The sequence below is a fragment of the Thermococcus argininiproducens genome, from assembly GCF_023746595.1.
GTDB lineage: Archaea > Methanobacteriota_B > Thermococci > Thermococcales > Thermococcaceae > Thermococcus_A > Thermococcus_A argininiproducens.
Genome location: NZ_CP080572.1, coordinates 653,430 through 676,165 on the forward strand (window position 1 = coordinate 653,430; position 22,736 = coordinate 676,165).

At 39.5% G+C, this 22,736-nt stretch carries 22 protein-coding genes, 1 tRNA gene and 1 pseudogene; 11 read left to right on the forward strand and 13 right to left on the reverse strand.

Annotated features, from left to right (window positions below; translation table 11 throughout):
• The 6 genes and pseudogenes from K1720_RS03450 to dph2 form a co-directional block, all read right to left on the reverse strand.
• Positions 1 to 1,212, reverse strand: a complete 1,212-nt coding sequence (locus tag K1720_RS03450) for an RsmB/NOP family class I SAM-dependent RNA methyltransferase (RefSeq protein WP_251949952.1) — start codon at positions 1,210 to 1,212, stop codon at positions 1 to 3.
• A complete protein-coding gene (locus K1720_RS03455) occupies positions 1,184 to 2,473 on the reverse strand; it encodes an RNA-guided endonuclease InsQ/TnpB family protein (RefSeq protein ID WP_251949954.1) in 1,290 nt (429 codons plus the stop codon). The genes K1720_RS03450 and K1720_RS03455 overlap by 29 nt, the downstream gene beginning before the upstream one ends.
• 114 nt (positions 2,474 to 2,587) lie before the next feature.
• Positions 2,588 to 2,746, reverse strand: a pseudogene (locus K1720_RS03460) (RsmB/NOP family class I SAM-dependent RNA methyltransferase); the annotation flags it as partial.
• On the reverse strand, positions 2,733 to 3,356 hold the full coding sequence (locus K1720_RS03465; RefSeq protein ID WP_251949958.1) for an METTL5 family protein: 624 nt from the start codon (positions 3,354 to 3,356) through the stop codon (positions 2,733 to 2,735). The gene K1720_RS03465 and the pseudogene K1720_RS03460, both read right to left, overlap by 14 nt.
• Positions 3,357 to 3,364: 8 nt before the next feature.
• Entirely contained in the window at positions 3,365 to 3,745 is a 381-nt protein-coding gene (locus K1720_RS03470; protein WP_251949960.1) for a hypothetical protein, read from the reverse strand.
• Between the two features lie 254 nt (positions 3,746 to 3,999).
• On the reverse strand, positions 4,000 to 5,043 hold the full coding sequence (gene dph2, locus K1720_RS03475; protein WP_251949962.1) for a diphthamide biosynthesis enzyme Dph2: 1,044 nt from the start codon (positions 5,041 to 5,043) through the stop codon (positions 4,000 to 4,002).
• Positions 5,044 to 5,127: 84 nt separating this feature from the next.
• Here dph2 and K1720_RS03480 point away from each other — a divergent pair, with 84 nt between their 5' ends.
• Together K1720_RS03480 and K1720_RS03485 are read left to right on the forward strand one after the other, a co-directional pair.
• Positions 5,128 to 6,222, forward strand: coding sequence for a potassium transporter KefA (locus K1720_RS03480; RefSeq protein ID WP_251949964.1), 1,095 nt, complete (start codon positions 5,128 to 5,130; stop codon positions 6,220 to 6,222).
• On the forward strand, positions 6,212 to 6,562 hold the full coding sequence (locus K1720_RS03485; protein ID WP_251949966.1) for a PadR family transcriptional regulator: 351 nt from the start codon (positions 6,212 to 6,214) through the stop codon (positions 6,560 to 6,562). Before K1720_RS03480 ends, K1720_RS03485 begins: the two co-directional genes overlap by 11 nt.
• 217 nt (positions 6,563 to 6,779) lie before the next feature.
• Here K1720_RS03485 and hisS read toward each other — a convergent pair whose 3' ends face one another.
• Positions 6,780 to 8,090, reverse strand: a complete 1,311-nt coding sequence (hisS, locus tag K1720_RS03490) for a histidine--tRNA ligase (RefSeq protein WP_251949968.1) — start codon at positions 8,088 to 8,090, stop codon at positions 6,780 to 6,782.
• A gap of 33 nt (positions 8,091 to 8,123) precedes the next feature.
• The gene (locus tag K1720_RS03495; RefSeq protein WP_251949970.1) at positions 8,124 to 8,738 is read right to left on the reverse strand and encodes a MarC family protein; all 615 of its coding nucleotides are present in this window, start codon (positions 8,736 to 8,738) and stop codon (positions 8,124 to 8,126) included.
• A gap of 290 nt (positions 8,739 to 9,028) precedes the next feature.
• Here K1720_RS03495 and K1720_RS03500 point away from each other — a divergent pair.
• Both K1720_RS03500 and enfR read left to right on the forward strand, forming a co-directional pair.
• Positions 9,029 to 9,106: transfer RNA gene (locus tag K1720_RS03500), tRNA-Tyr, on the forward strand.
• Between the two features lie 138 nt (positions 9,107 to 9,244).
• The gene (gene enfR, locus K1720_RS03505) at positions 9,245 to 9,679 is read left to right on the forward strand and encodes a transcriptional factor EnfR (protein WP_055280865.1); all 435 of its coding nucleotides are present in this window, start codon (positions 9,245 to 9,247) and stop codon (positions 9,677 to 9,679) included.
• On the opposite strand, the gene K1720_RS03510 is transcribed toward enfR, so the two are convergent.
• The 4 genes from K1720_RS03510 to K1720_RS03525 all read right to left on the reverse strand — a co-directional run bounded on the left by K1720_RS03510 (position 9,644) and on the right by K1720_RS03525 (position 12,023).
• Positions 9,644 to 10,318, reverse strand: coding sequence for a CidB/LrgB family autolysis modulator (locus K1720_RS03510; RefSeq protein ID WP_251949972.1), 675 nt, complete (start codon positions 10,316 to 10,318; stop codon positions 9,644 to 9,646). The two genes, enfR and K1720_RS03510, sit on opposite strands and share 36 nt — an antisense overlap.
• The gene (locus K1720_RS03515) at positions 10,315 to 10,656 is read right to left on the reverse strand and encodes a CidA/LrgA family protein (protein WP_055280863.1); all 342 of its coding nucleotides are present in this window, start codon (positions 10,654 to 10,656) and stop codon (positions 10,315 to 10,317) included. Before K1720_RS03515 ends, K1720_RS03510 begins: the two co-directional genes overlap by 4 nt.
• A gap of 47 nt (positions 10,657 to 10,703) precedes the next feature.
• The gene (locus K1720_RS03520) at positions 10,704 to 11,099 is read right to left on the reverse strand and encodes a RidA family protein (RefSeq protein WP_251949974.1); all 396 of its coding nucleotides are present in this window, start codon (positions 11,097 to 11,099) and stop codon (positions 10,704 to 10,706) included.
• A gap of 132 nt (positions 11,100 to 11,231) precedes the next feature.
• Entirely contained in the window at positions 11,232 to 12,023 is a 792-nt protein-coding gene (locus tag K1720_RS03525) for a DUF2666 family protein (protein WP_251949976.1), read from the reverse strand.
• A gap of 121 nt (positions 12,024 to 12,144) precedes the next feature.
• Here K1720_RS03525 and lonB point away from each other — a divergent pair, with 121 nt between their 5' ends.
• Positions 12,145 to 14,043, forward strand: a complete 1,899-nt coding sequence (lonB, locus tag K1720_RS03530) for an ATP-dependent protease LonB (RefSeq protein WP_251949978.1) — start codon at positions 12,145 to 12,147, stop codon at positions 14,041 to 14,043.
• 2 nt (positions 14,044 to 14,045) lie between these two features.
• Here lonB and K1720_RS03535 read toward each other — a convergent pair whose 3' ends face one another.
• A complete protein-coding gene (locus K1720_RS03535) occupies positions 14,046 to 14,351 on the reverse strand; it encodes a hypothetical protein (RefSeq protein WP_341480974.1) in 306 nt (101 codons plus the stop codon).
• 136 nt (positions 14,352 to 14,487) lie between these two features.
• Between K1720_RS03535 and K1720_RS03540 the strand changes: the two genes are divergently transcribed.
• The 6 genes from K1720_RS03540 to K1720_RS03565 all read left to right on the forward strand — a co-directional run bounded on the left by K1720_RS03540 (position 14,488) and on the right by K1720_RS03565 (position 22,733).
• Complete coding sequence (locus K1720_RS03540) at positions 14,488 to 15,840, forward strand: RNA-guided endonuclease InsQ/TnpB family protein (RefSeq protein WP_251950481.1); 1,353 nt, start codon at positions 14,488 to 14,490, stop codon at positions 15,838 to 15,840.
• Positions 15,841 to 15,856: 16 nt separating this feature from the next.
• Positions 15,857 to 16,903 carry a glycosyltransferase family 2 protein gene (locus K1720_RS03545; protein WP_251949980.1) on the forward strand — a complete coding sequence of 349 codons (1,047 nt, stop codon included), beginning with the start codon at positions 15,857 to 15,859 and terminating at the stop codon, positions 16,901 to 16,903.
• 63 nt (positions 16,904 to 16,966) lie between these two features.
• Positions 16,967 to 17,887, forward strand: a complete 921-nt coding sequence (locus K1720_RS03550) for an inorganic phosphate transporter (protein WP_251949982.1) — start codon at positions 16,967 to 16,969, stop codon at positions 17,885 to 17,887.
• A 42-nt stretch (positions 17,888 to 17,929) separates the two neighbouring features.
• On the forward strand, positions 17,930 to 19,672 hold the full coding sequence (tgtA, locus tag K1720_RS03555) for a tRNA guanosine(15) transglycosylase TgtA (protein ID WP_251949984.1): 1,743 nt from the start codon (positions 17,930 to 17,932) through the stop codon (positions 19,670 to 19,672).
• Between the two features lie 69 nt (positions 19,673 to 19,741).
• Positions 19,742 to 21,409 carry an ATP-binding protein gene (locus tag K1720_RS03560; protein ID WP_251949986.1) on the forward strand — a complete coding sequence of 556 codons (1,668 nt, stop codon included), beginning with the start codon at positions 19,742 to 19,744 and terminating at the stop codon, positions 21,407 to 21,409.
• A 1-nt stretch (position 21,410) separates the two neighbouring features.
• Positions 21,411 to 22,733: a metallophosphoesterase family protein gene (locus tag K1720_RS03565; protein WP_251949988.1), complete on the forward strand. Its 1,323-nt coding sequence runs from the start codon at positions 21,411 to 21,413 to the stop codon at positions 22,731 to 22,733.
• Positions 22,734 to 22,736: the final 3 nt, after the last annotated feature.

A 22,736-nucleotide genomic window follows, 5' to 3' on the forward strand; every position in this document is an offset into this window, starting at 1 on the left:
TCATTCTTTTTCTATTAGAGCATAGAAAAAGCCGATGGTTTTGTGTTTGTGAGGCCATGCTCTCATAGTGCTAGGAAGAAAACCTTCATCGTAGGGCCCGTTTAAAGGAACCAGCTTTGCCTCACTATGGCGTTTGAGGAACCATGCTATGACTTCCTCATTCTCCTCCCTCAGCATTGAACATGTTGAGTACAAAAGTCTACCTCCAGGTTTTAAAAGTTCCCATGCACTTTCAAGGAGTTCTTTTTGGGTGGATACTACCTTTGGGATATTCTTCTCTCTTAAACGCCATCTAAGTTCAGGGTTTTTTGCTATAGTTCCGTCACTTGTGCAGGGAGCATCGAGAAGGACTTTATCAGCTATCTCTTTTCCTAGAATTTCGGGGGCTTTTCTTCCATCAGCTTTAATAATTTTTGTAATTTCAACACCTGCTCTCTTTAATACCTCCTTCATACGTTTTATTCTTTGTTTTTCAATATCAAAGGCATAGATCATGCCCTTGTTCATCATGATCTCTGCCATGTGGGCAGTTTTACCACCGGGGGCTGCTGCTAGATCTACAACAACATCTCCGGGTTTTGGGGCTAGAATTAGGGAAGCCATTGCAGAGGCCTCCTCTTGAGGTAGGGCAAATCCTTTGTTAAAGAGCCATTCTGGATTAAAAGCATCTGAGAGTCTCAACACAGTCTTAACTAGTTTGCTTCTCTCAAAACGAATATTTTTGCTTTTAAGATATTCTTCTACCTCTTTCAGGTTTGTTTTGAGAAGGTTGATCCTTATGCTCATTGGGAGGCTGTCATTGAGTGCTTTAAGAAGGTCTTCAGTCTCCTCTCCAATAAGGCTTCTCATTCTCCTTATGAACCATTCGGGGAATAGATATTCCCATTTGAGCTTTTTTTCTTTGCTATCGAGCTTGGGGATGTAGTTTAAAATTTTTGGAAGGAGATCATAGTAATAATAACCCACATATGGATGTGTTCTCTTAGAAAGAAACTGTGCTAGGCCCTTTAAATGGCCTCGTGTTTTTTCATTAGGATCCCTAAAAATAGCGACTTCTATAGCAACTCTAAGTGTTGCCCTCAGCCATGGGTCTAAGATAAGAGGAGAAGTCCCTACAAGTTCTTCGATAATTTCATCTATAACTCCAAGTCTACGCTGGATAGACTGACCTCCTCCCCGTTTTTTAAGGTGGGGAGGTTTGAGGGGTTTCATTCAAACCCAACATAAAGCGGGTCTTCGACCCCTCTGGGAGGGCCTTCCCCCAATTACCCCTACCCGCCGTTAAACCCGGCAGGCTCGGGGTTATCTTTTCAACAACCCTCCTCAAAATATTAAAAGCCCCAACCAAATCAGCGTTTAGGACAAGCCCTTCCACGGGACACTTAAACAAGCCACGAATAAATCTGGCCCCTTCATGGGGCTTCCCGCAGAAGGGGCAAAGCTTTGAAGTGAAAGCCTCATCAACAAGCAAGACTTGAATACCAAACTCTTCCGAGACTTCCTTCAAGCGTTTGATAACGCTATTGAACCGCCAAACGTGGGAAAGGATGAAATTCTGCTTTTTACCCTTCTCAGAATTCCTTGCAATTCCCTTTGGATAACCCACGATTATTCTACTAATGCCTAATTGATAGAGTTTCTCAACAGTTTGCCTTACTATAGTGTTGATGTAGTGTTTTGCTTGAAGTTTTGCTTTTTCATACATTCTTCTAAGTTTTCTGCTTCTTTTGGCTCCGCTCTTGTTGATTTTAGATTGATACTCAGCAATCCGCTTTTGCCAGTAGAAAGCAATACTCTTGAGCGGCCTCCCATTAACTAAGAATGATTCACCGTTCTCAAGGTAAACGGCCATTAAGTTGTTCACTCCCAAGTCAATGCCAGCAGTTAAATTGCTTAACGGTTTTCTTGGAAGTTTGACCCAACCGTTTTCAGTTAACTTTTCCTCAACCTTTGAAATTGAAACATGAGCGTACCATTTCCCCTTTACCTCATTGTAAATTATTTCTAAACGCCCTTGCTTGCCCTTCAAGTGAATTCTCCCCTTGAATTGAACTTCAAGCCTTTTGAATTTTCCAAGGCCTTGGAGGATTAATTTGTTCCCTTCAATTTTATACTGGTCTTTTCTGAGGATTATGAGTGGCTTCCCCTCCCTTTTATAGCCTGGAGGTTTTGGTTTTAACCACTTGGGGAGTTCTTTATTCTTCTTCATTCTAATTTGCGAGAAGAAGTCCCGCCAAGCTTCAGCATTCTTTCTTGCTATTTGTTGAACTGTTGCAGAGCCGATTTCACGCTTGTACTTCTCGTAAACGATTTTCTCAGTCTTGTTAAAGTCCACTAGCTCGTGGTTAAAGAATTGTTGTCTTCTCAAGTAGTTCACCTCATTCCAAACTTTAGCTCCAAGGTCAGCTAGCTCGAACAAAATCTTTTCTTGCTCTTTTGAAGGTTGGAGTTTTAGTGTTACTGTCCTCTTCATATCAAATTATAGTATAATTTTTAGGCTTTAAAAAAGTAACGCTTTCCTGCTCAAAGGCTTGCTTTAGAATTCCCGCATCCCCGCTCCAAAGGGCGAGGCTTTCAGGAGAAAAAAGTAAAATACTCCGGTTAACTTTGAGTTTTCCCACCCATTAATCTTATACTTTGCAAAGGCCTTTCTCTTTGCTTGTTGGCTTGGCTTTACCTCTTCACCAAGCTTAATTGCTTCAATGAGTGCATATAGCTGCCTGTCGCTCAGTTTAAGTTTTCCCATCTTCATCCCTCTCAAAACGATATATGTCAACTAGAATTCTCTCAAGCTTCTTTTTATGGAAGAAAAATTGAGCCGGAATCTCAAAAGGCAAGGTCATGCGATGAGTTATTTTGAATTCGTTGTCTCTTATGAAGGCTTCTATAAATCTTCTTACCTCAGATTTTGCTAAGTGGATAGAATACACAACATTACTAATCTCAAAAGCCTTTAAAAGAAATGGTCTGTCTGCTTTTGGGTTTTGGCTTCCAAAAGGGGGGTTCATTATCACGGTATCCACCTTAACATTGAAGTCACTAACATCACTTTCAATGAAGTTTATATTTGTAATCCCAAGAGTTTTAGCATTTTCTATAGCTATTTTTAAAGCATTTCCATCTTTATCTATTGCATAGACCTTTTTTGCGCCCATTAAACTTGCTCCTATACTCAAAACTCCTGTTCCGGCTCCTAAATCAGCTATAACTTTGTCTTTAACCTCCCCTAGTGTGGAAGCTAACCAAAGAAGTTCACTTGCAACATTCCCTGGGGTTTTATATTGCTCCAGTTCTGGCTTGGGGTCCTTAAAACCCTTAAGATTTGAGAGAATCATTGCAAGGTGTTTCTTTTTCATTCTACCACCTATGGATGAGTTGTTATGTAGTGGAAGAGTTCTTCCCATGTCATATTAAGCTCTAACCCCTCTATCCCAAATACAGTGCCAGCGGTTGTTAATATAAACATTATCACAATCACTCCAAGAAGAAATCCAAATTCTGCTGTGAGCGCGACAACAAGGGCTTCTTTTAGGTTTAATTTTATTGGTCGTAGGAGGATTATAAATAGCACTAGTATCCCCAAAAACAAGTCTATTTTGAGAGAAACCACAACCCCGAGAATCGAGATAGTCAAAATTGAATAATTCCTTAATTTTTTATACGTAAATACTTCTAAGGCCGTTTTTAAGAACATATAATAAACAATGACAAGGAGTGCATAAATCACAGTGTCAACGATACTCATGGAAGAGAATTTGAGCTTTGATTTATATATTCTTTCCGAAAACCTTGGCGTTCAAAGTGAGATGTAATCACTCCAAAGTGAGCATCAAAAGATTTAAACACTCTTGCCAATAGTAATGAGTGATTCAATACATTTAAGAGGCAGTCAGCGATTTCTGCCGTTAGGGAAACAGCTGGTAGTGGTTGTATGGTCCGGCCGGGGAGAGTAAGGGTGCAGTGAACTCTCACGAAGTCCTGTCTTTGTGGCGGGGTAGGTCACAAAGCTTTTGGGAGCTTCAAGCTTATTCCCAAGGGTTCATCTTTCCTTCTTTCTCCTCCCAAAATTTCATCAAATTCGTAATCTTCTCTTAACCCTAGCAAAATTTCTAGTTCCTTTGGGGTTAGTACTGGTTTCCTCCAGTTTTCTACATCATCTATTGGAACCCTTGGGCATGCTACAACAACATACGCATCGAAGTCGAATCCTTCTAGGGCAGGATAACTTATGTGATTCATTGCTATAAGCTGCCCTTCTTTTCCATGTTTTTTGAGGAGTTCCAGTATTCTTCTTGCTTCTCCAATTCTCAGTTGGCCTTTTTTCGTGCTTATAATCACTCCGAATCTCTTGGCATCATAGGCTTTTGTTATTTGTGCCCATCTCTTCCTTATCACTCTCTCTGCTTCTTCATTTACCCATATTGCATCTCCGCTGTAGGGATTTATGGCTAAGGTGGGTTTTTTAGTCGTTAAGGCTACTCCTATTGGGTGGAAATATCCAGCACCTATAAATAGAATTCCTTCTACCTCTTCATCTACCTTAGCAGAAGAAAAATTACATCCTATGACCTGTCCTAGAAAGGACACTCTCCCATCACCTTTTCCCAAGAAGACATTAAAACCTTCTCTTTCTAGGAAGGCTTTGACATAATTTAGATCTTTTATATGCTGTACTGTTGTTACAAGAGTTATTTTTCTCCCAAGCTTTTTAATCTCGCTGAGATTCTTTTTTAGAACCTTTTCCATATCGACTCTTGCAAAGGCTGGGATAAAAATAGTTGGAACCTCTAAATTCAGCTGCATATATGAGTGACCCAAGTGGATTAGAGCGTTACACCCTAATTGTTTTGCTTCTCTATCGGCTGGGTCACATGATCCATAATTTATGTCACCACTTATTATTGTCTCTATTCCATTCTCTTCTAAAAACCTCGCGAGTATCTGTGCCTCTCTTTTGAGACCTTCTGGAGTTTGGATAAGAACTTTTTTAGCTTTAATTTCCCTTAACTTTTCTAGAACTTCTCTCTCGTAAATTTCGTGCATGTGCTCACCACTTCTTTTCGAAACGAAATTCTTTTAAATATTTAGTTCTAACAATACCTCGAACTTCGAGGTATGGTGGTGCCCATGAAAAAACTTACATTGTTTTTTATCATTCTCCTGGCCACACTTGCTTTAGCAGAAAGGCCGTACGATAATGTTGCGGAAGCTACTTTTAATGCCCTCAAAACGGGAGATTACTCACTCTTAGAACCTCACCTTGATGATGCCATGAAAAGTGCCTTTAAGGAAAATGACTTCAAAGCCTTTAGAGAAGACCTGATTTCAAAATATGGAAATCTTCAACGATATAGCTTTGTCAAGGAAGGAAAAGTTAAGGGGTTTATTCTGGGTTACTATGCCTTTGAATTTGAGAAGGCTAATGTAACTTTAAGGTTAGTGTTTAGAGAAATTAATGGGGAATACAAGCTTTCAGGTCTTTGGATTGATGCTGTAAACGCTAAGAAGTCCGGCCTCCCCTTGGGAATAGCAATTTTCTTTCCAATAGCTGGGGGATTCTTGGCCTTGTTAACCTTCTACCTTCTTGGATTCAAAAAGATAGGTGGGGCAGAGATATTGCTAGGTTTTGTACTGGTGGCAATAACTCTCTTTGTGCAACCTTTGATTCAAAATGCTCCTTTCTTGGGGACAAGTATAAGATCAAATTCTGACATTGTGGCTAGGGGAACCTCATTTGTGATCATTGTAGCTATATGGCTCGGATTTGTTGCAGGGTTCTTCCAAGAAGGATTGAAATACATTTTCTGCAGGAACAGATATTTACGTGATGCCCTTTTCATAGGTGTGGGGTTTGGATTAGGTGAGGCAATATTGCTCCCACTTATACAAGTTGTTCAGCTAATGACTGTTGGAGGAATACCACCTCAACTCACAACTTCTTTGCTTTCACTGGGAGAGCGTTACTTGGCTACTCTTTTCCATGCGGGAACAACGATTGTTCTAGCATATTCATATAAGAATGGCTTTGGGCGAAAGGCACTTTTAGTTCTGAGCATTGCTCATGGAATCGGGGATACATTTGCTGCATATTATCAGCTCACCCAATCTCGGATAACTCTTTTGATAACCTATGTACTCTTTCTACTAGTGTCACTCCTATTGCTTCACTATGCGCTTCCAAAAGTTAGAGAGGAAAGGGAGGAAGACAGGATTGTTTGGTAATGCCAAAGAGAAGGCCCTCACAAAGCTGAGGAAAGAAATAAGAACTGGGATATATGCATATTTTATTCTCTCTCTTTTGAAAAAAGACAAAATGCATGGTTATGCAATAAGGAAAGCACTGGAAGAACTAAGCGATGGCAACTTTGTACCCACTGAGAGCACTCTTTATGGTATTCTGAAAACTCTTGAGAAGTATAATCTGATAAAAGGAGAATGGATGGAAGTGGGGGGAAGGACAAGAAAATATTATGAAATAACCCCTTTAGGAGAAGATGTTTTTCAAGAGTTGAAAAAAGAAATTGAACTTGTTAAGAGACTGCTTGAAACAGCACATCTTTGAATCCTTCTTCATAGAATTCTTTTTAAGTTATTTTTTGAATTTTATTGCGGTGGTATAAATGGTAAGAGGGTTCTTAAAGGAATGGAGAAGACGCTGTCCGTTCATAAAGGCAATAGAGAGATGGCGCTTTGAGAGAAAGAAGAATAAATTTGAAATAAAAAAGAAATAAAGTCAGTTAGTCGATCCGTTCATCACATTTCAGCGACGGGTTTGTTCATCATCCAAGAATCTCTTTTGCTTCTTCTACAATTCTCTCTATGAGGACTTGTTTCTGTTCTCCACTTTCCATGTTCCTTATTGTAGCTTTCCCATCTGCTAAATCTCTTTTTCCTAGAATTATTGCAACTTTTGCTCCTATACTGTTCGCGTAATCAAGAGCCTTTCTAAGCTTTCTTCCTTGCAGGTCATACTCTGCTTTAATGCCTTCTCTTCTGAGCATCTGGGTTATCTCTATGGCCTTTTTCTTTATTTCAACGTCTTTTCCCACGTAGGCAATGAAAACATCACTTCCAACTTTAAACTTGGGCAGTATTCCTTTATTCTCGAGTATTGGGATTAAGCGTTCTATTCCTATGGCAAAACCCGTGGCTGGTGTTGGCTTGCCTCCAAAGACCTCGATTAAATTGTCGTATCTTCCGCCCCCACCAATTGAACCTATTCCAAGCTCGTTGGGGGCTATGGCTTCAAAAACTATACTGGTGTAGTAGTCGAATCCCCTAGCTATCCCAAAATCAATGAGGGCGTAGTTTTCGACACCATAGGCTTTTAAAAGCTCAAAAAGCTCCTCAATCTTTTTTAGTTCTTCTTTCGCAATTTCACTTGTAAAAAGTTCATATGCTTTTGGTAGAACATCATTAGGTTTGCCCTTTAATTCTATTAAATCAAAAACCTTTTTAATGCCACCTTCACTCAATCCAAAGTCTTGGAGTGCTTTTATAAACTCTTCCTTTTCCATTTTATCTTTTTTGTCAATCAGTCGCATAAGCCCAATATCATCTTTTACTCCAAGCATTTTAGCGAACTCGTCTAGGAGAATTCTGTCTCCTATGTTAACAGTAAATTCCTTCAAACCGGTACTTAGGTAGCTTTCTATAAGGAGCGCTATTACTTCAGCATCTGCTTCTATGTTTGGTGACCCTATAAGTTCAACTCCCGCTTGCCAGAACTCTCTGAGGCGACCACTTTGAGGCTCTTCATATCGAAACATGTTTCCTATGTAGTACCACTTTATGGGCTTTGGTGCAGTTTGGAAGGAGTTAACAAATAATCTGGCAACGCTGGATGTTAAATCAGGTCTAAGGGAAAGATTTCTTCCACCTTTGTCCTCAAAAGCATAAAGCTGTTCGACGACTTCTTCTCCACTTCTCAGCTCAAAGAGCTTTGTGTATTCAAAAGTTGGCGTAAGTATTTCTTTAAATCCATAAGCCTCAAATACTTCCCTTATTCTCTCGAATACATACCTACGTTTTACCATATCTTCTGGGAGTAAATCTCTCGTTCCTTTAACTCGCTGGATTCTTTCAACCATTTGTCCCACCTACCCATTGAAGCAAAAAGGAAGTTAAAAAGTTGTTGATTTCATAAGTTTGAGGAATATTCCTCCAACACCCTCAACCATCATTTGGGCACCAATTGCCATTGTGAAAAGACCTATTATTCTAATAAATACCCCAAGGGTTGTTTTGCTGATATTTTCCATAGCGTACAGGGCCACAAGCATTAAAAGTACAGTGCTTAGGATTGCTACCATAATGGCCAACGCTGAAACTCCTATTCCATATTCAGCCGTTAGTGTTATTGCGGTTGTTATTGCAGCTGGACCAGCTATTAATGGGGTGGCTACAGGAACAGCTGCTAGGGCAAGTATGTTTTTCTCTTTCTTTAATGTTACCATTCCACCACCTTCTAAAGCCTCAAGACCTATTTTGAAAAGCACGAATCCTCCAGCCACTCTAAGGGCGTTTAGGTCAATGTGAAACACATCCTGCAGTATTATTTTTCCAGCTAGTGCGAAAAGTATGAGGAGGAGAAATCCTATGAGGTTTGCCCTTAATATGAGTTGCTTTATGTCCTCTATGTGAAAATCTTCCCTAAGTAAACTAACTAAGAGTATCTTATCACTGGGGTCTATCATGATTATCATAAGTAATGCTGAACTTAGAACTTCAGCTATCATAGGCCTCGAAAGGTTTTCACAATGGTTTGTTTATAAAGTTATACCTTCTTTGAAGACCTCTTTATTTAAGGTATGGATACGAGTGCTTTAAAAGTGAGTACCAAAAAATTTAAATGGTTTTTACTATGCTGTATGCTGACCTCCTCCCCGCCTTTTAGGATGAGGTAGATCATGCAATGATGAGACCGGCACTGGATGATGGATGATTATCACTCGGTTGTCTGAGCATTCATAGAAAGATTTATAAACTACATCAAGATGAGTAGTGATTGAGGGCTGGGCTGTAGGGTCCCGCGGTAGCCTAGCCTGGGAGTGGCGGCGGACTGTAGATCCGCAGGTCCCCGGTTCAAATCCGGGCCGCGGGACCACCAAAATCTTCTATCGATATTTTCCACCAATACGATTATTGTTTTGTTTTGAAATACTCTTTCTTGTCTAGTCATCTTGTATAAAAATTATCAAAAATCTTTTAACCTTCAAAGTCGTGTTAAACTATGGTGTTTAAAATGAGAACCTTTCTCACGGATCAGCAAATCAAGATATTACGCTTGAGGGCTAAGGGACTAAAACAGAGCGAAATTGCTGAAGTTTTAGGAACAAGCAGGGCAAATATCAGTATTCTCGAAAAACGTGCTTTGGAAAAAATTGAAAAGGCTAGAAATACCCTGCTTCTATGGGAACAGATAAACTCTAAAGTTACGGTTGAAGTTAAAAAAGGAGAAGACATTTTTAGAATTCCCGATGAAGTTTTTAAAAAAGCAGATAAGCTTGGGATAAAAGTACCCTATACAACAGCTGAAATTATAGCATTTTTAGTAGAAAATGCTCCAATTGTGGATAGAATAGCAAAGGAAGATTTTGTTCTCTTTTTGGATAATCATGATAAGCTCAGAATAAGTGGGTACTTACTTGATGAATTTGATGAGATAGGGAAGGACTAGAGATGTAAAAATTCCATTTAATGCCATAGCAAGCCCACTAACGGCCCCAGAAAGTTCATCATCGAGTATTATCCTGGCAGTTCCGAGACCATGAGATGAAACTCCCATTGCGAGACCTCGTGCAACTCTATCTCTCACTTTAGAGAGGTTCAGGAGTTCAACACCTATTGCATTTCCAAGAATACCAGTTAATATTACTAAAACAGCTGTTAATGGGGGTATTCCTCCTATTTTCTCACTAACTCCTATTGCGATTGCAGTTGTGATACTTTTGGGGGCTATACTCAAGAGGAGGTTTTCACTCCCTCCAAGGAGTTTTATAAGGTAAACAGCACTGAGGATGGCTAGAGTTCCACCAAAAATAACCCCAATAAATATTTGCCTTGAATAGGTCTTAATTATACTCCGCTGCTTATAGAGGGGAATTGCGAGGCTTACAACTGCTGGTCCAAGTAGGAAACTTAAAAAGCGAGCACTCTCCATATAACTTTCATAGCTTATTCTGGTAAATTGTAAAAAGAGTGCTATAGTAATTATTGAGAGTAAAACGGGGTTTAGATAGAATGCTTTTTTTCTTTCGTATATTTTTGAAAAGGCGTAGAAAGACCCAATTGTGATGAAGATACCCAATGTATTCATCTTTCACCACCACTTAGGTATTCTACCAGCTTGGCTGTTAAAATCAATGTTAGAAGAAAGCTAATTACAAGCGTCGTAGTTATTGGAAGTATTTGGCTTTTTATAAGGCCCCAATATGCGATTATCCCAACTCCCGGCGGGATAAACATCACACTCATGTTTCTTATGAATAACTCTGCTTCTTTTTCCACGTCTTCTATTTTAACAAGCTTGAATAAGAGCGCAAATGTTAGTAGGATCATTCCAATAACGTTTCCTGGTATAGGGAGATGAAGCACTTCAGTTATTCCTTCCCCGATGAAAAGAAAGCCGAATATGATTGCAAGTCCCTTATACATGGAACATCAGAAAAAATAGGTAGTAAAAAGATAAAAAGCTAACTAATTTATTCAAATATTGCTATTGCCTCTATCTCAATCTTAACATTTTTAGGCAACTTTGCTACCTGTACTACTGCTCTTGCTGGTTTTGATTTCCCAAAGTATTCTTCATAGACTTTATTGAACTCTCCAAAGTCATTTATGTCATCCAAATAAACGTTTACCTTGGCAACATCTTCTACCTTAGCTCCTGCTGCCTCTAAAACAGCTATGAGATTTTTTATTGCCTGTTTTGCTTGTTCCTTTATGTCTCCTTTTATAAGTTCTCCAGTTTCGGGGTTTATTGGAATTTGCCCTGATACGAAGAGTATCTTGCTTGGATTTTCCACTAGAATTCCTTGGCTGTATGGGCCGATTGGCTGTGGAGCTTTCTCAGTATATATTATTTCTCTCTTTATCATTTCTAATCACCACTCGGAGGTTGTAGCGGAGGATTATTAAAAGCTTTTTGGAAATGGGAAGAAAAGAAAGGAATCAGCGAAGCGAAGACTCCTCATCGCATTGCTCGGGTGTCCTCGGCCTCATCATGCGTTTTAACTTTTTTCTAAGTATTTTTCAAGTGGTTTCGGTGGGATATCAATTGTGAGTCCAACTTTTTCTAGGGCAACTCTCAATGCATAGATTTTTGCATGTTCTCGGAATTCTTTTGGAGCGTAGTTCTCTATAGGTATGTGTAAGAACTTATCAACAAGTGTTTTTATCTCAGTTTCGCTTTTGGCTTTTTTAATGTCTGCAAACCACTCGTTAATTCCCTTTATATTTATCTCTGCATAAATGGGGATCTTTGAGATAGTGGTTTCATTTATACTGCTTAGTAATCTCGCAATATCCGCCATAGGTGTTTTGTTGTCAATTATCAATCTTTTCACAACGATCCAGCTTCCATGTTTGGCAGTAAAGTTCACATGCTCATCATGGTAGATAAGGGTAGTTCGTAACTCAGTTATAGGATCCTCTGGATAATTGATGGTAAGCTTCTTTAAAAGAGTCTCCCTGGTCAATAGAGCTTTTGCCACGGTAAGTAGGTGTTTTTTAAGTTTTTTATTTTCCTCAAATATCATAGGGTTAAGTTTTCTTGAGGTTCCGGGAGATTTTAATGTTTTTAGAATTTCCCAAAGTTCTTTCTCTGCTATTTCCTCAGCCAGACTCATTATTCCAGCAACGTTCATAACCTCTGTTAGATACTCTGGAATTTTTAGGTTTACAGTGTTGGATATGCTTGCAAGAAAGTGGGCTATCTCATGACTTTCCATTGCTAGTAATTTGTCTCCAACTTTCCAATTTTTATGGTTCGCGGTAAAAGCTATATGATCTTCTATTTTCATTTCCATCACCCCGTAGCTTTTTGGGTTTCTATTATTTTAGCTTTTCTGCGCTTTGTAGTTTTCTTTAAAAAAAGTTTATAAGTTCACTTAAGCAACCGTAATTTGAGAGAGGTGAGGTATTTTGAGCGAGGAAATTAATAAAATCAAAAACGAACGCTCATATGGTGAGGAACTGGATTTGGGCCTTGAATTCCAGACTACTGAAGAAATTACTGTCCCTGAAAAGTTGATAGATCAGGTAATTGGTCAGGAGCATGCGGTTGAGGTTATTAAGACTGCTGCAAAGCAAAAGAGACATGTTCTATTAATAGGTGAGCCAGGAACAGGAAAGTCAATGCTTGGTCAGGCAATGGCCGAACTTTTGCCAACAGAGAATTTAGAAGATGTATTAGTTTTTCCAAATCCTGAAGATGAGAACATGCCAAAGATAAAGACTGTTCCTGCATGCCAAGGAAGACAAATAGTTGAACGTTATAGGCAGAAGGCAAAAGAACAAGATAATATAAAGTCGTATCTCCTGCTTTTTGTGTTATTTGTTGTTATGCTAGCCGTTCTTATGGATCGGTCAGCCCAGACTCTGCTCTTTGGAGTATTTGTACTCATAGTTTCATTAATGGCTCTTTCTAATATGAGGCTTAGAAATCAAGCTTTAGTACCTAAGCTCCTCATAGATAACTGTGGAAAAAGAAAGGCTCCCTTTGTCGATGCGACTGGAGCACATGCGGGTGCCTTGCTTGGAGACGTTAGACACGACCCGTTCCAATCAGGTGGACTTGGAACCCCTGCCCACGAACGTGTTGAACCAGGCATGATCCATAGGGCTAACAAGGGAGTTCTCTTTATAGATGAAGTGGCAACTTTAAGTATAAAAATGCAACAAAGCTTGCTCACTGCGATGCAAGAAAAAAAGATGCCAATAACAGGACAAAGCGAGCTATCAAGTGGGGCCATGGTAAGGACAGAACCAGTCCCATGCGATTTTATCCTTGTAGCAGCTGGAAACCTAGACACTGTTGATAAGATGCATCCTGCCCTGCGTTCAAGAATAAGAGGTTACGGTTATGAAGTTTACATGAGAACAACAATGCCTGACACTATAGAGAACAGAAGAAAGCTTGTTCGCTTCGTTGCTCAAGAAGTCGTAAAAGATGGTAAGATCCCTCACTTCACAAAGGATGCTGTTGAGGAGATAGTTAGAGAGGCCCAAAAGAGAGCTGGTAGAAAGGGGCACCTTACACTTCGCCTTAGGGATCTCGGAGGAATTATAAGAGCTGCAGGTGATATTGCTATTAGAGAAGGTGCAAAATACGTAACGAGAGAGCACATTTTCAAGGCTCTTCAACTTGCAAAACCCCTCGAAAAACAGTTAGCTGATTGGTACATTGAGAGAAAGAAAGAATATCAGGTAATTAAGAGTGAAGGTGGCGAAATAGGTAGAGTTAACGGTTTAGCAGTTATAGGGGAGCAAAGTGGTATTGTATTGCCGATTGAGGCTGCTGTTGCACCAGCAGCAAGTAAAGAAGAAGGAAAGATAATTGTTACTGGGAAACTGGGTGAGATAGCAAAGGAAGCTGTGCAAAACGTTTCGGCTATAATAAAGCGCTATAAGGGAGAAGATATAAGCAAGTATGATATCCACGTCCAGTTCCTGCAGACTTATGAAGGAGTTGAGGGTGATAGTGCGAGTATAAGCGTTGCAACTGCTGTCATCTCGACCCTTGAAGAGATTCCAGTAAAACAAAATGTTGCTATGACGGGTTCGTTGAGTGTTAGAGGTGAAGTACTCCCAGTCGGAGGAGTAACTCCAAAAATAGAAGCGGCCATTGAAGCAGGCATAAAACAGGTTATAATACCCAAGGCAAATGAGCAGGATGTATTCCTAAGTCCAGATAAAGCGGAAAGAATCGAAATAATTCCTGTTGAGACTATAGACCAAGTGCTTCAAATAGCTCTCGCGGACTCAAAGAAGAAAGAAGAACTCATAAGCAGAATTAAAGGGGCCCTACCCCTTCATGCCTAATCTTATCCATCCAAAAGTTCAGAAAGCCCAGCACATTCAATTATCTTTTTTGCAATTTCTTTTCCCATTTCAATGTCAGTTAACTCTTTTACTATGATTTTACCGCTTGGATATATGCTTGTCTCATATCCATCAATGACGGCTATGGCAAGCATTTTTGGAATAACGCTCCTTACCTCATAACCATTATTTCTTAAACATTCAGCAGTTTTCTTCAGATCAACTGTAACCTCTCTCTCCCAAGAGTAGGGTTGTACTATTACTCCTTTCATTGTTGTACATGGTTTTGAGATTATCACTACCACCACCATCTTCACTTTTGATGCCATGCTTTTATCTTTTTGGGAAGACTCCTTCCGAGAGGGAAGAGTGTAGACACTCTAAAGGTGGGCACCGAAAGACTTAAATACTTTTTACTCTGCTGCATAGTAATGAGTGAGTCCAATGTACTTGACGCAAAAGAATCACCTCCGAGTGGACAAGAAGACTTACAAACTTCTTCGTATACTAACTCACTTATCCAAAGACTTGTACAACCTCACTTTGTACGTGACGAGACAACACTACGAACTTAATGGAATTTTTCTACCCTATGCTAGGGCCTACCACTTGCTCAAAAACAGCATCCCGTACAAATTATTGCCAAGTCAAGCGGCCCAGCAAACCATGAAAATCGTGGAGAGAAACTACCGCTCATTCTTCAGACTATTAAAAGAGCGAAAGAAAGGTAACTACAATAGGCCAATTCGCCCGCCAAAGTTTTTACCGAAAGACGGGCATTTCCTCCTAATCTTCCCTTACCAGTCCTTCAAGGTTAAAGAGGATAAAGTCATCCTAACCCTCGGGCGAAACTTTGCCAAAAAGTTTGGCGTAATGCACCTTGAAATCCCCCTCCCAAAGAATGTCAAGGGGCATAGAATAAAGGAAATCCGCATTTTGCCAAAGTATAACGCCTTGTGGTTTGAGGTTGAGTACGTTTACGAGGTTGAGCCTGAAAAGAAGGGTTTGGATTACTCAAAGTACTTGGCTATTGATTTGGGTGTTGATAATTTTGCAACTTGTGTCTCCACCACTGGGACGGCCTTCGTTGTTGAAGGCCGGTGGTTGAAGAGTTTTAACCAGTGGTGGAATAAGAAAAAAGCCAAGTTGCAAAGCCAATATGACAAACAAGGAGTAAAATTCGGCAGAAGGATGGCTCGGCTTTTGAGGAAGAGAAAGAACGTGATGAATAATTTCATGAATCAAGCCGTGAATTACATCATCAAGTACTGCTTGGAGAATAAGATTGGAAGCATTGTAATTGGAAAGTTGGAAGAGGCGAAGCAGAGGATTTCCTTGGGGAAAGTGAATAATCAGAACTTCCAATTCATTCCTTACGGCCTCTTCAAGCGAAAATTAAAGGCAAAGTGCGAGCGTTACGGGATTAACTTCATTGAAGTTGATGAAGCTTACACGAGTAAGGTTGATGCCTTGGCTTTAGAGCCTTTGGAAAAGAAGGAAAAGTATTGGGGGAAGAGGGTGAAGAGAGGCCTCTTTCAGTCTTCAACTGGAGTTTTAATTAATGCTGATGTGAATGGTGCTTTGAACATTTTGCGGAAAGTAGCCGGCGATTCCCTCGTTGGAGGGATAGTCGGTAGTGGCCGCGTGAACCGGCCCGTGAGAGTGAGGCTACCGGCAACGGGACGCCGAATGAACTCTCACAAAGCCCCGTCCATAAGGGCGGGGCAGTTCACTTCTTTTGAAGGTTTGTATTTTAGATACTCTTCGGTGATGAGTATTGAAAAAGTTAAAAATTAAAGTTCGAAATTAAATCATGCTGCTTGAAATACTCCTAGGAATAATACTCCTTTGGGATGGTTATTTCTTCTTAAAGTATTTACTCAGCCTTTTTAACCCATATAAAACTAGAGGGCATCTTCCCATTATTAGTGTTTTAATACCAGCATACAATGAGGAAAGGACTATCGTTGAGACAATAAAGTCAGTTCTCTCTCAAGATTATCCGAATTTTGAGGTAATTGTCATTGATGATGGGAGTGAAGATGGTACTTTTGAAAAGGCGAACTTAGTCTCTCATCCGAATCTTAGAGTTTTCAAAAAGGAACATGAGGGGAAAGCAAGAGCTCTGAACTTTGGTCTCTCAAAAGCCAGAGGAGAGATAATAGTTACCACTGATGCAGACACTGTATTGGCACCAAATGCATTGAGAGGATTGATTGAACGTATCTATTCAAAGGAGATTGTAGGAGTTGGTGGTCAAGTTCGAGTTTTGGGAAGCTCTTTCCTTGATAGAGCTCAAGATGTTGAACATCTCAGGATAGCCATGTTTAGAAGGGCCAAAGAACTTGAGGATCTAAGTGTTGCTCCAGGTCCAATATCGGCTTTTAGAAAGGATGCCTTAGAAAAAATTGGAGGTTTTGTTGATAGTGAAGTTGAAGATTATGCAACTACAAAGGAAATCAAAAAGTTAGGAAAAGTTGTGTATGCCCCAAAGGCAAAAGCCTATACAAAAATGCCAAAAACACTTAAAGTTCTCTGGAAACAGCGAAAGAGATGGTTTATTGGGGATTTGAAGCACTTAGGGGGAGGGTTTGAAAAAGAGCTGGGCTTCCTACTTTTGGGAGATTTTATAGCTTTTTTGGATATAGTGATTCCTGTTGTACTTATTTTAACTAAAAACTGGAGCTTATTCACTCTATTCATGGGCTTTGAAATTTTAACTTCTCTTATTCCTACGGTGGTGGAGGGAGGCGCAGTAGTAAATGCTGTGATTTTTCCATTCTTTTTGTGGTATTGGGCCATTTTCTATTTGTCACTTCACGTTTATGGGTACTTTTCCGAGCTTTGCCACAAAATTTAAATAATTGAAAGTTTCTATATAGACTATATACTCTATATAGTTATGTAACAAGGGGAGAGAAAAATGGAATGGGTCATATTTCCAGCTCTTTTTATGGCATGGGCTATAGGTGTAAATGATAGTGCAAAAGCAGTTGGCACTGCTGTAGGTTCTGGATTATTAGGATTTAAAAAAGCCATTCTAATTATTGTAATATTCACTACTCTTGGCGTGTTTTTTGGGGGGAGAGGAGTTTCTGCAACTGTTGGAGAGTTGGGTATGGAGTTAAGTACTAATTCAATAGGAGTAGTTCTCTTTAGTGCTGCCACAGCTGTTACTGTCTCGAGCATGAGAGGTTTGCCCATCTCAACTACTCAATCAATTATTGGCGGGTTAGTAGGGGCAATTTTGGCATTTGATTTGAGAGTGAAGTGGGGAATTCTCCTCAGGGTGGTTTTTGCTTGGGTCTTGTCTCCCCTAGCAGCTGCTTTTGTGGCAGTTGTTGTTTATGAAATTTATACAAGGCTGTTCAAAGGAATAAAACAAATCCAGCTTATTGAGGTAATGTATAAGTGGCTTATTTTCACGAGTGCAGCATTTTCTGCTTTTAATTTAGGAGCAAATGAGCTCTCTAATGTTGTAGGGCTAATGGGGGTTATAGGTGTTAATGGTTTCTTTAAAGGTATTCTTTCTCTAGCACTGGCTTTTGGGGCATTAACATTCAGTTATGAGGTAATTATGAGTATTGGTAAAAAGCTAACTCCCCTTGATCCTCGATTGGCCTTTTCATCTCAATTTGGCTCTGCGATAGCCGTGACTACTGCAAACGTTTTGGGTCTTCCTGTTAGTTCTGGCCAGGCTGTGATTGGAGGAGTGACAGGGTTAGGTCATTACGTAGGTAACCCTATTAATTGGGAGCTAGCTCGTGGTATAGTATTAAGTTGGCTTTTTACTCCACTGATTTCTGGAAGTTTGACATTCTTGTTTTTGCACTTGCTTCCGTAGGTTTTTAAACCCAAAATTTTGAAACTGTTGTGGTGAGAGAAAATGAGTGAGTTCAGATTTGAGATAAAGGCGAGAGACGCAGCGGGTAGAATAGGGCGAATTGAAGTCAATGGAAAGAAACTGGAGACTCCGGCAATAATGCCGGTTGTAAATCCAAAGCAGCTTATAGTGACTCCAAAAGAACTGAAAAAGATAGGATTTGGCATCATTATCACAAACTCTTATATCATTTACAAAGACGAAAAGCTTAAAGAAGAGGCTCTTGAAAAGGGTATCCATGATCTCCTGGATTATGACGGAATAATAGAAGTGGATTCTGGCAGTTTTCAGCTTATGCGATATGGAGGAGTTGACATAAGTAATAGGGAGATAGTTGAGTTTCAACATAAAATCGGGGTAGACATAGGAACTTTTCTTGACATTCCCACAATACCCGATGCCCCCAAAGAAAAAGCTGAAGATGACCTGAAAATAACTCTTGAGAGGGCTAGAGAAGCTGAAGAACTTAAAAACATAGCAATGAATGCGACAGTTCAAGGCTCAACACATCTTGATTTGAGAACTTATGCGGCCAAAAGACTTAGTGAAATGAACTTTGAGATTCATCCTATAGGGGCAGTTGTTCCTCTTATGGAAAGTTATCGATATAAGGACTTAGTTGACATTGTTATAGCTTCAAAGGTCGGTTTGAGGCCAGATAGACCAGTTCATTTATTTGGGGCTGGACACCCAATGATATTCGCTCTTGCCGTGGCCATGGGGATTGATCTCTTTGACTCTGCATCTTACGCCCTTTATGCGAAGGATGATCGTTATATGACTCCTGAAGGAACCAAACGGCTCGAAGAGCTTGAATATTTCCCGTGTTCCTGTCCAGTCTGCTCTCGTTACACTCCCCAAGAGTTAAGAGAAATGCCGAAAGAGGAGAGAACAAGATTATTGGCCCTTCACAACCTCTGGGTCATTAGGGAGGAACTTAACAGAGTAAAACAAGCAATAAAAGAAGGTACTCTCTGGGAATTGGTGGATGAACGCTCGAGGTCTCATCCCAAGATGTTTGCCGCTTATAAAAGACTCCTTGAGTATAAAAAGTATCTAGAGGAAAATGAACCAATAACAAAGGCTTCAGCCTTTTTCAAAGTGAGTGAAGAAATGATGAAAACACCAGTAGTTTTAAGGGCTAAAACAAGGGCTAAGAAGGTTAAAGAGAAATTCTCGAAAACAATGAGACATCCAATTTTTGGAGAGATCCCAAAATATCTTGGCTTGAGTTTTCCTTTTGCTCAAAGTGAAGGTGAAGAGGACTTTGTTATAGAAAAGCCCAGTAAAGATGAAGTTAAGTTTTACGTCCAAGCAGTCGCTGAATACCAGTTCGGAGAAGGGGCAAGTGAAGCGTTTAAGGATGTTTTTGTCGAATTATCTAGGAAAACAGGAATGCCAAGACAAATAAAAGTTAAAGGCAAGCATATAGCAACTTTTAGGGCTGAGGATGGCCTTTTAACTCTTGGAATTGAAGGAGCTAAGAGACTTCACTCATTTCTTCCGTATCCGAGGATGAGGGTTGTTGTCAATGAGGATGCAGAACCTTTTGCAAAAAGAGGAAAAAATGTCTTTGCAAAGTTTGTAATTGATGCCGATGAGAGTATAAGGCCTTATGATGAAGTGCTTGTAGTGAATAAGAATGATGAACTTTTGGCAACTGGGCAAAGCTTATTGAATGGTAGAGAACTAAAGATTTTCCAGCAGGGATTGGCTGTAAAGGTAAGGAGAGGAATTGAACGGTGAATTTTTCGTTTTGCTCCAGCAACGCAATCTTTTTATTTTTGCTGCAGGTAATTAAGAAGAGGTGAAGATATGAGTAAAGTCGGTATTGTTTATGGGGAATCAAGCACTGATTACTTTACTTTTATTGTTGATCCAAGAAACATGCCCAATTTTGGTGAATTTGTGGTAGTTAAGAATAGAAACGGAGATGAGGTTCTTGCAGTTGTTAAAGGCGTGAGAAATATAAACTGGCTCATGGGAGCTGGGAAAGGAAGTTATGACTATATTGAAAAAACAGTCAATGTTTTTTCTAAAGGTGTCATCGATAAAAGTGAGTCGATAATAGCTAGTGCTAAGGTTCTAGGTGTTCTTAAGACTAAAGAGGACATAGAAAGGGGAAATTTTGAATTCAGACAAATACCAAATAGAGTGCCTATTAAACCAGGGGAAGTGGTTAAGCTAGCAAACGATGAAGACCTGAAGAAGATTTTTTCTAATGGCCACATAAAAATTGGCCGTCTTTTGGCGAGAGAAAATGTTGAAGTTGGATTGGATGTAAATAAGCTTGTTTCAAGGCATTTTGCAGTTTTAGCTGTTACGGGAGCAGGGAAATCTAATACTATAGCAGTTCTCTCAAAAGAAATTATTGATAAGACAAATGGAACCATAGTTATTCTCGATCCTCATGGCGAATATTCAACCCTTTCGTGGAGAAGTTCAAAGGTAAATCCAATAAAGGCTACTATTGATCCAGCGAAAATAAAAGTAAGTGAGCTTGCGACACTCTTAGGAGTCGCAGAAAATGCAGCACTTCAAAGGAGATTCTTGAGTCTGGCCTATTATACTGTGGAATGGGAAGCAAAGAAGAACTCAAAGATTTTGGGGGGCATGGCCTTTGTAAATGCCCTAGAAAATAAAGTTGAAGAATGGATTCGAGCGTATGAAAGTAAAGAGAAAGGTGAAGATGTTATTATTAAATATTACGATTCTCAAGGAAAGCAACTAGAAAGGAAAATACAGTCGCGAGATCTAGACTCACTAATAAGATTAAAGGACTATCTTCAAGAACTTAAAACCAATTTTGGCGAGTTCATAAAGCTAGGAAACATATTATCGGAAATAGTCCCTGGAATGGTTAATGTTATAGATTTAAGTGGTATGGAAGAGGATCAAATGATTGCCCTTGCATCTTATCTTTTAAGAGGAATATTAAAACACAGGGTTCAGTACATGAAGGCAGTTAGAATGAATGATTCTTCAAAAATAAGAGAAACCAGAGAAAAGTTCCCGGCATTAACAAAGCCCATTCTCGTGATAGTTGAGGAAGCCCATATATTTGCTCCTCGGGAACACAAAACTCAAGCCGCTTACTGGCTGGGTAAGATCGCTAGGGAAGGAAGAAAATTTGGTATAGGGCTTGGTATAGTATCTCAAAGGCCTAAGAAACTTGATGATGATATACTGAGTCAAACAAACACGAAAATAATCCTTCGGTTAGTCGAGCCTCATGACCAAAGATACGTACAACAGGCAAGCGAACAAATAAGCGAGGATTTGCTTATAGACATAGCCGCTCTTGGAATTGGTGAAGCTGTAGTAGTAGGCTTTGCGATACCGTTACCTGCTATGGTAAAAATATACAACTTTAAAGAAGAGTTTAATGGATATTACGGTGGAGGGGATATTGATATCGTAAAAGAATGGAGTGAGATTGAGGAGGAGAGTGAGATAACACTGGAAGATCTTGCAGGTGAATGAAATGAAATTTGCTCACATAGCAGATGCTCATCTGGGAAGGGAGCAGTTCCAACAACCTTTTAGGTACAGAGATTATCTAAACGCTTTTAGACAGGCTATAGAAAAGTCAATAGATGAGAGAGTAGACTTTATACTACTTGCAGGTGATCTTTTTCACGTAAGCAAGCCATCTCCAAAAGCTATTAGAGACGCAGTAGAAATTTTGAGCTTAGTGAAGAAAAAGAATATACCCGTTTTTGCAATAGAGGGAAACCACGATAAAACAATAAGAGAAACTTCAATATACGATCTGCTTGAGCATTTGGGATTAATATACACTGTTGGAATAAAGAAAACTCCAAGAGAGAGCGAGTTTCAGAAAAGTGTCAAGAAGGGAAATCTCTATCTTGTCTATGGGGTTTTTGGGGATATTGAAATTTATGGTCTAAGACATAACAACAGATGGCAACTTATTAAGAATGGACGAAGTATCCTAAAGAGTATTTTTAGAGGAGGTTCTAATTCAGTTCTAATGCTTCACCAAGCAATTGATTATCTTGCTGAGGGCACACCCTACAAAGATGCCTTTGACTTGAAACTCAGTGAGATTCCAGAAGGATTTAGGTACTATGCATTGGGACATATCCACATGAAAAAGGAACTTAGAAAAGAAGAAAGTGGTCTTTCGGGGGATATTATATATCCGGGATCATTAGAACGAACTGAAATTAGAGAAGCGAGTCACAAGATAACTTACGATAGGAGAATAAGTGTTAAAAAACTTGAGGAGAACATTAAGGGCTTCTATGTTGTTGAGGACTTTGAGCCACGTTTCGTAGAAATAGAAACTCGACCATTTTATAATGTCCTAATAAAAGGAAATTCAAAAATAGAACTCAGAAATAAGATTTCTGATATTAGGGAACATGTAGAAAAAGATAGTATAGTACTCATAACTCTTGAAGGGGTTGTTAAAGGAGGAGTGCATGTAAGCGAGTTCTATGATCTGTTAAAAGATTGGGATCTCTCATATTACAATTTTAATAATAGAGTGTCTTCAGAGGTAGTGGGGATAGATCCAACGAAAACTGTAGACGAGCTTTTAAATGAGATATTGTCTGATTTTGAAAGAGATTTATTCTTACAACTTGCGAATGATCCAAGAAAGTTCTCAGAAGAACTTGATAACTTTATTGATTGGTTGATGGGGGTATATAAACATCCTAAGTCCTCAAGGGAGGCGCGAATTATTGAGGAGGAAAATAAAGAGAGACAAAAGGAAGATAAACCCAAGGTAAAGGGTCCCAAAGCTAAGACTATTGATGCTTGGCTTGGTATGAGGTGAGAG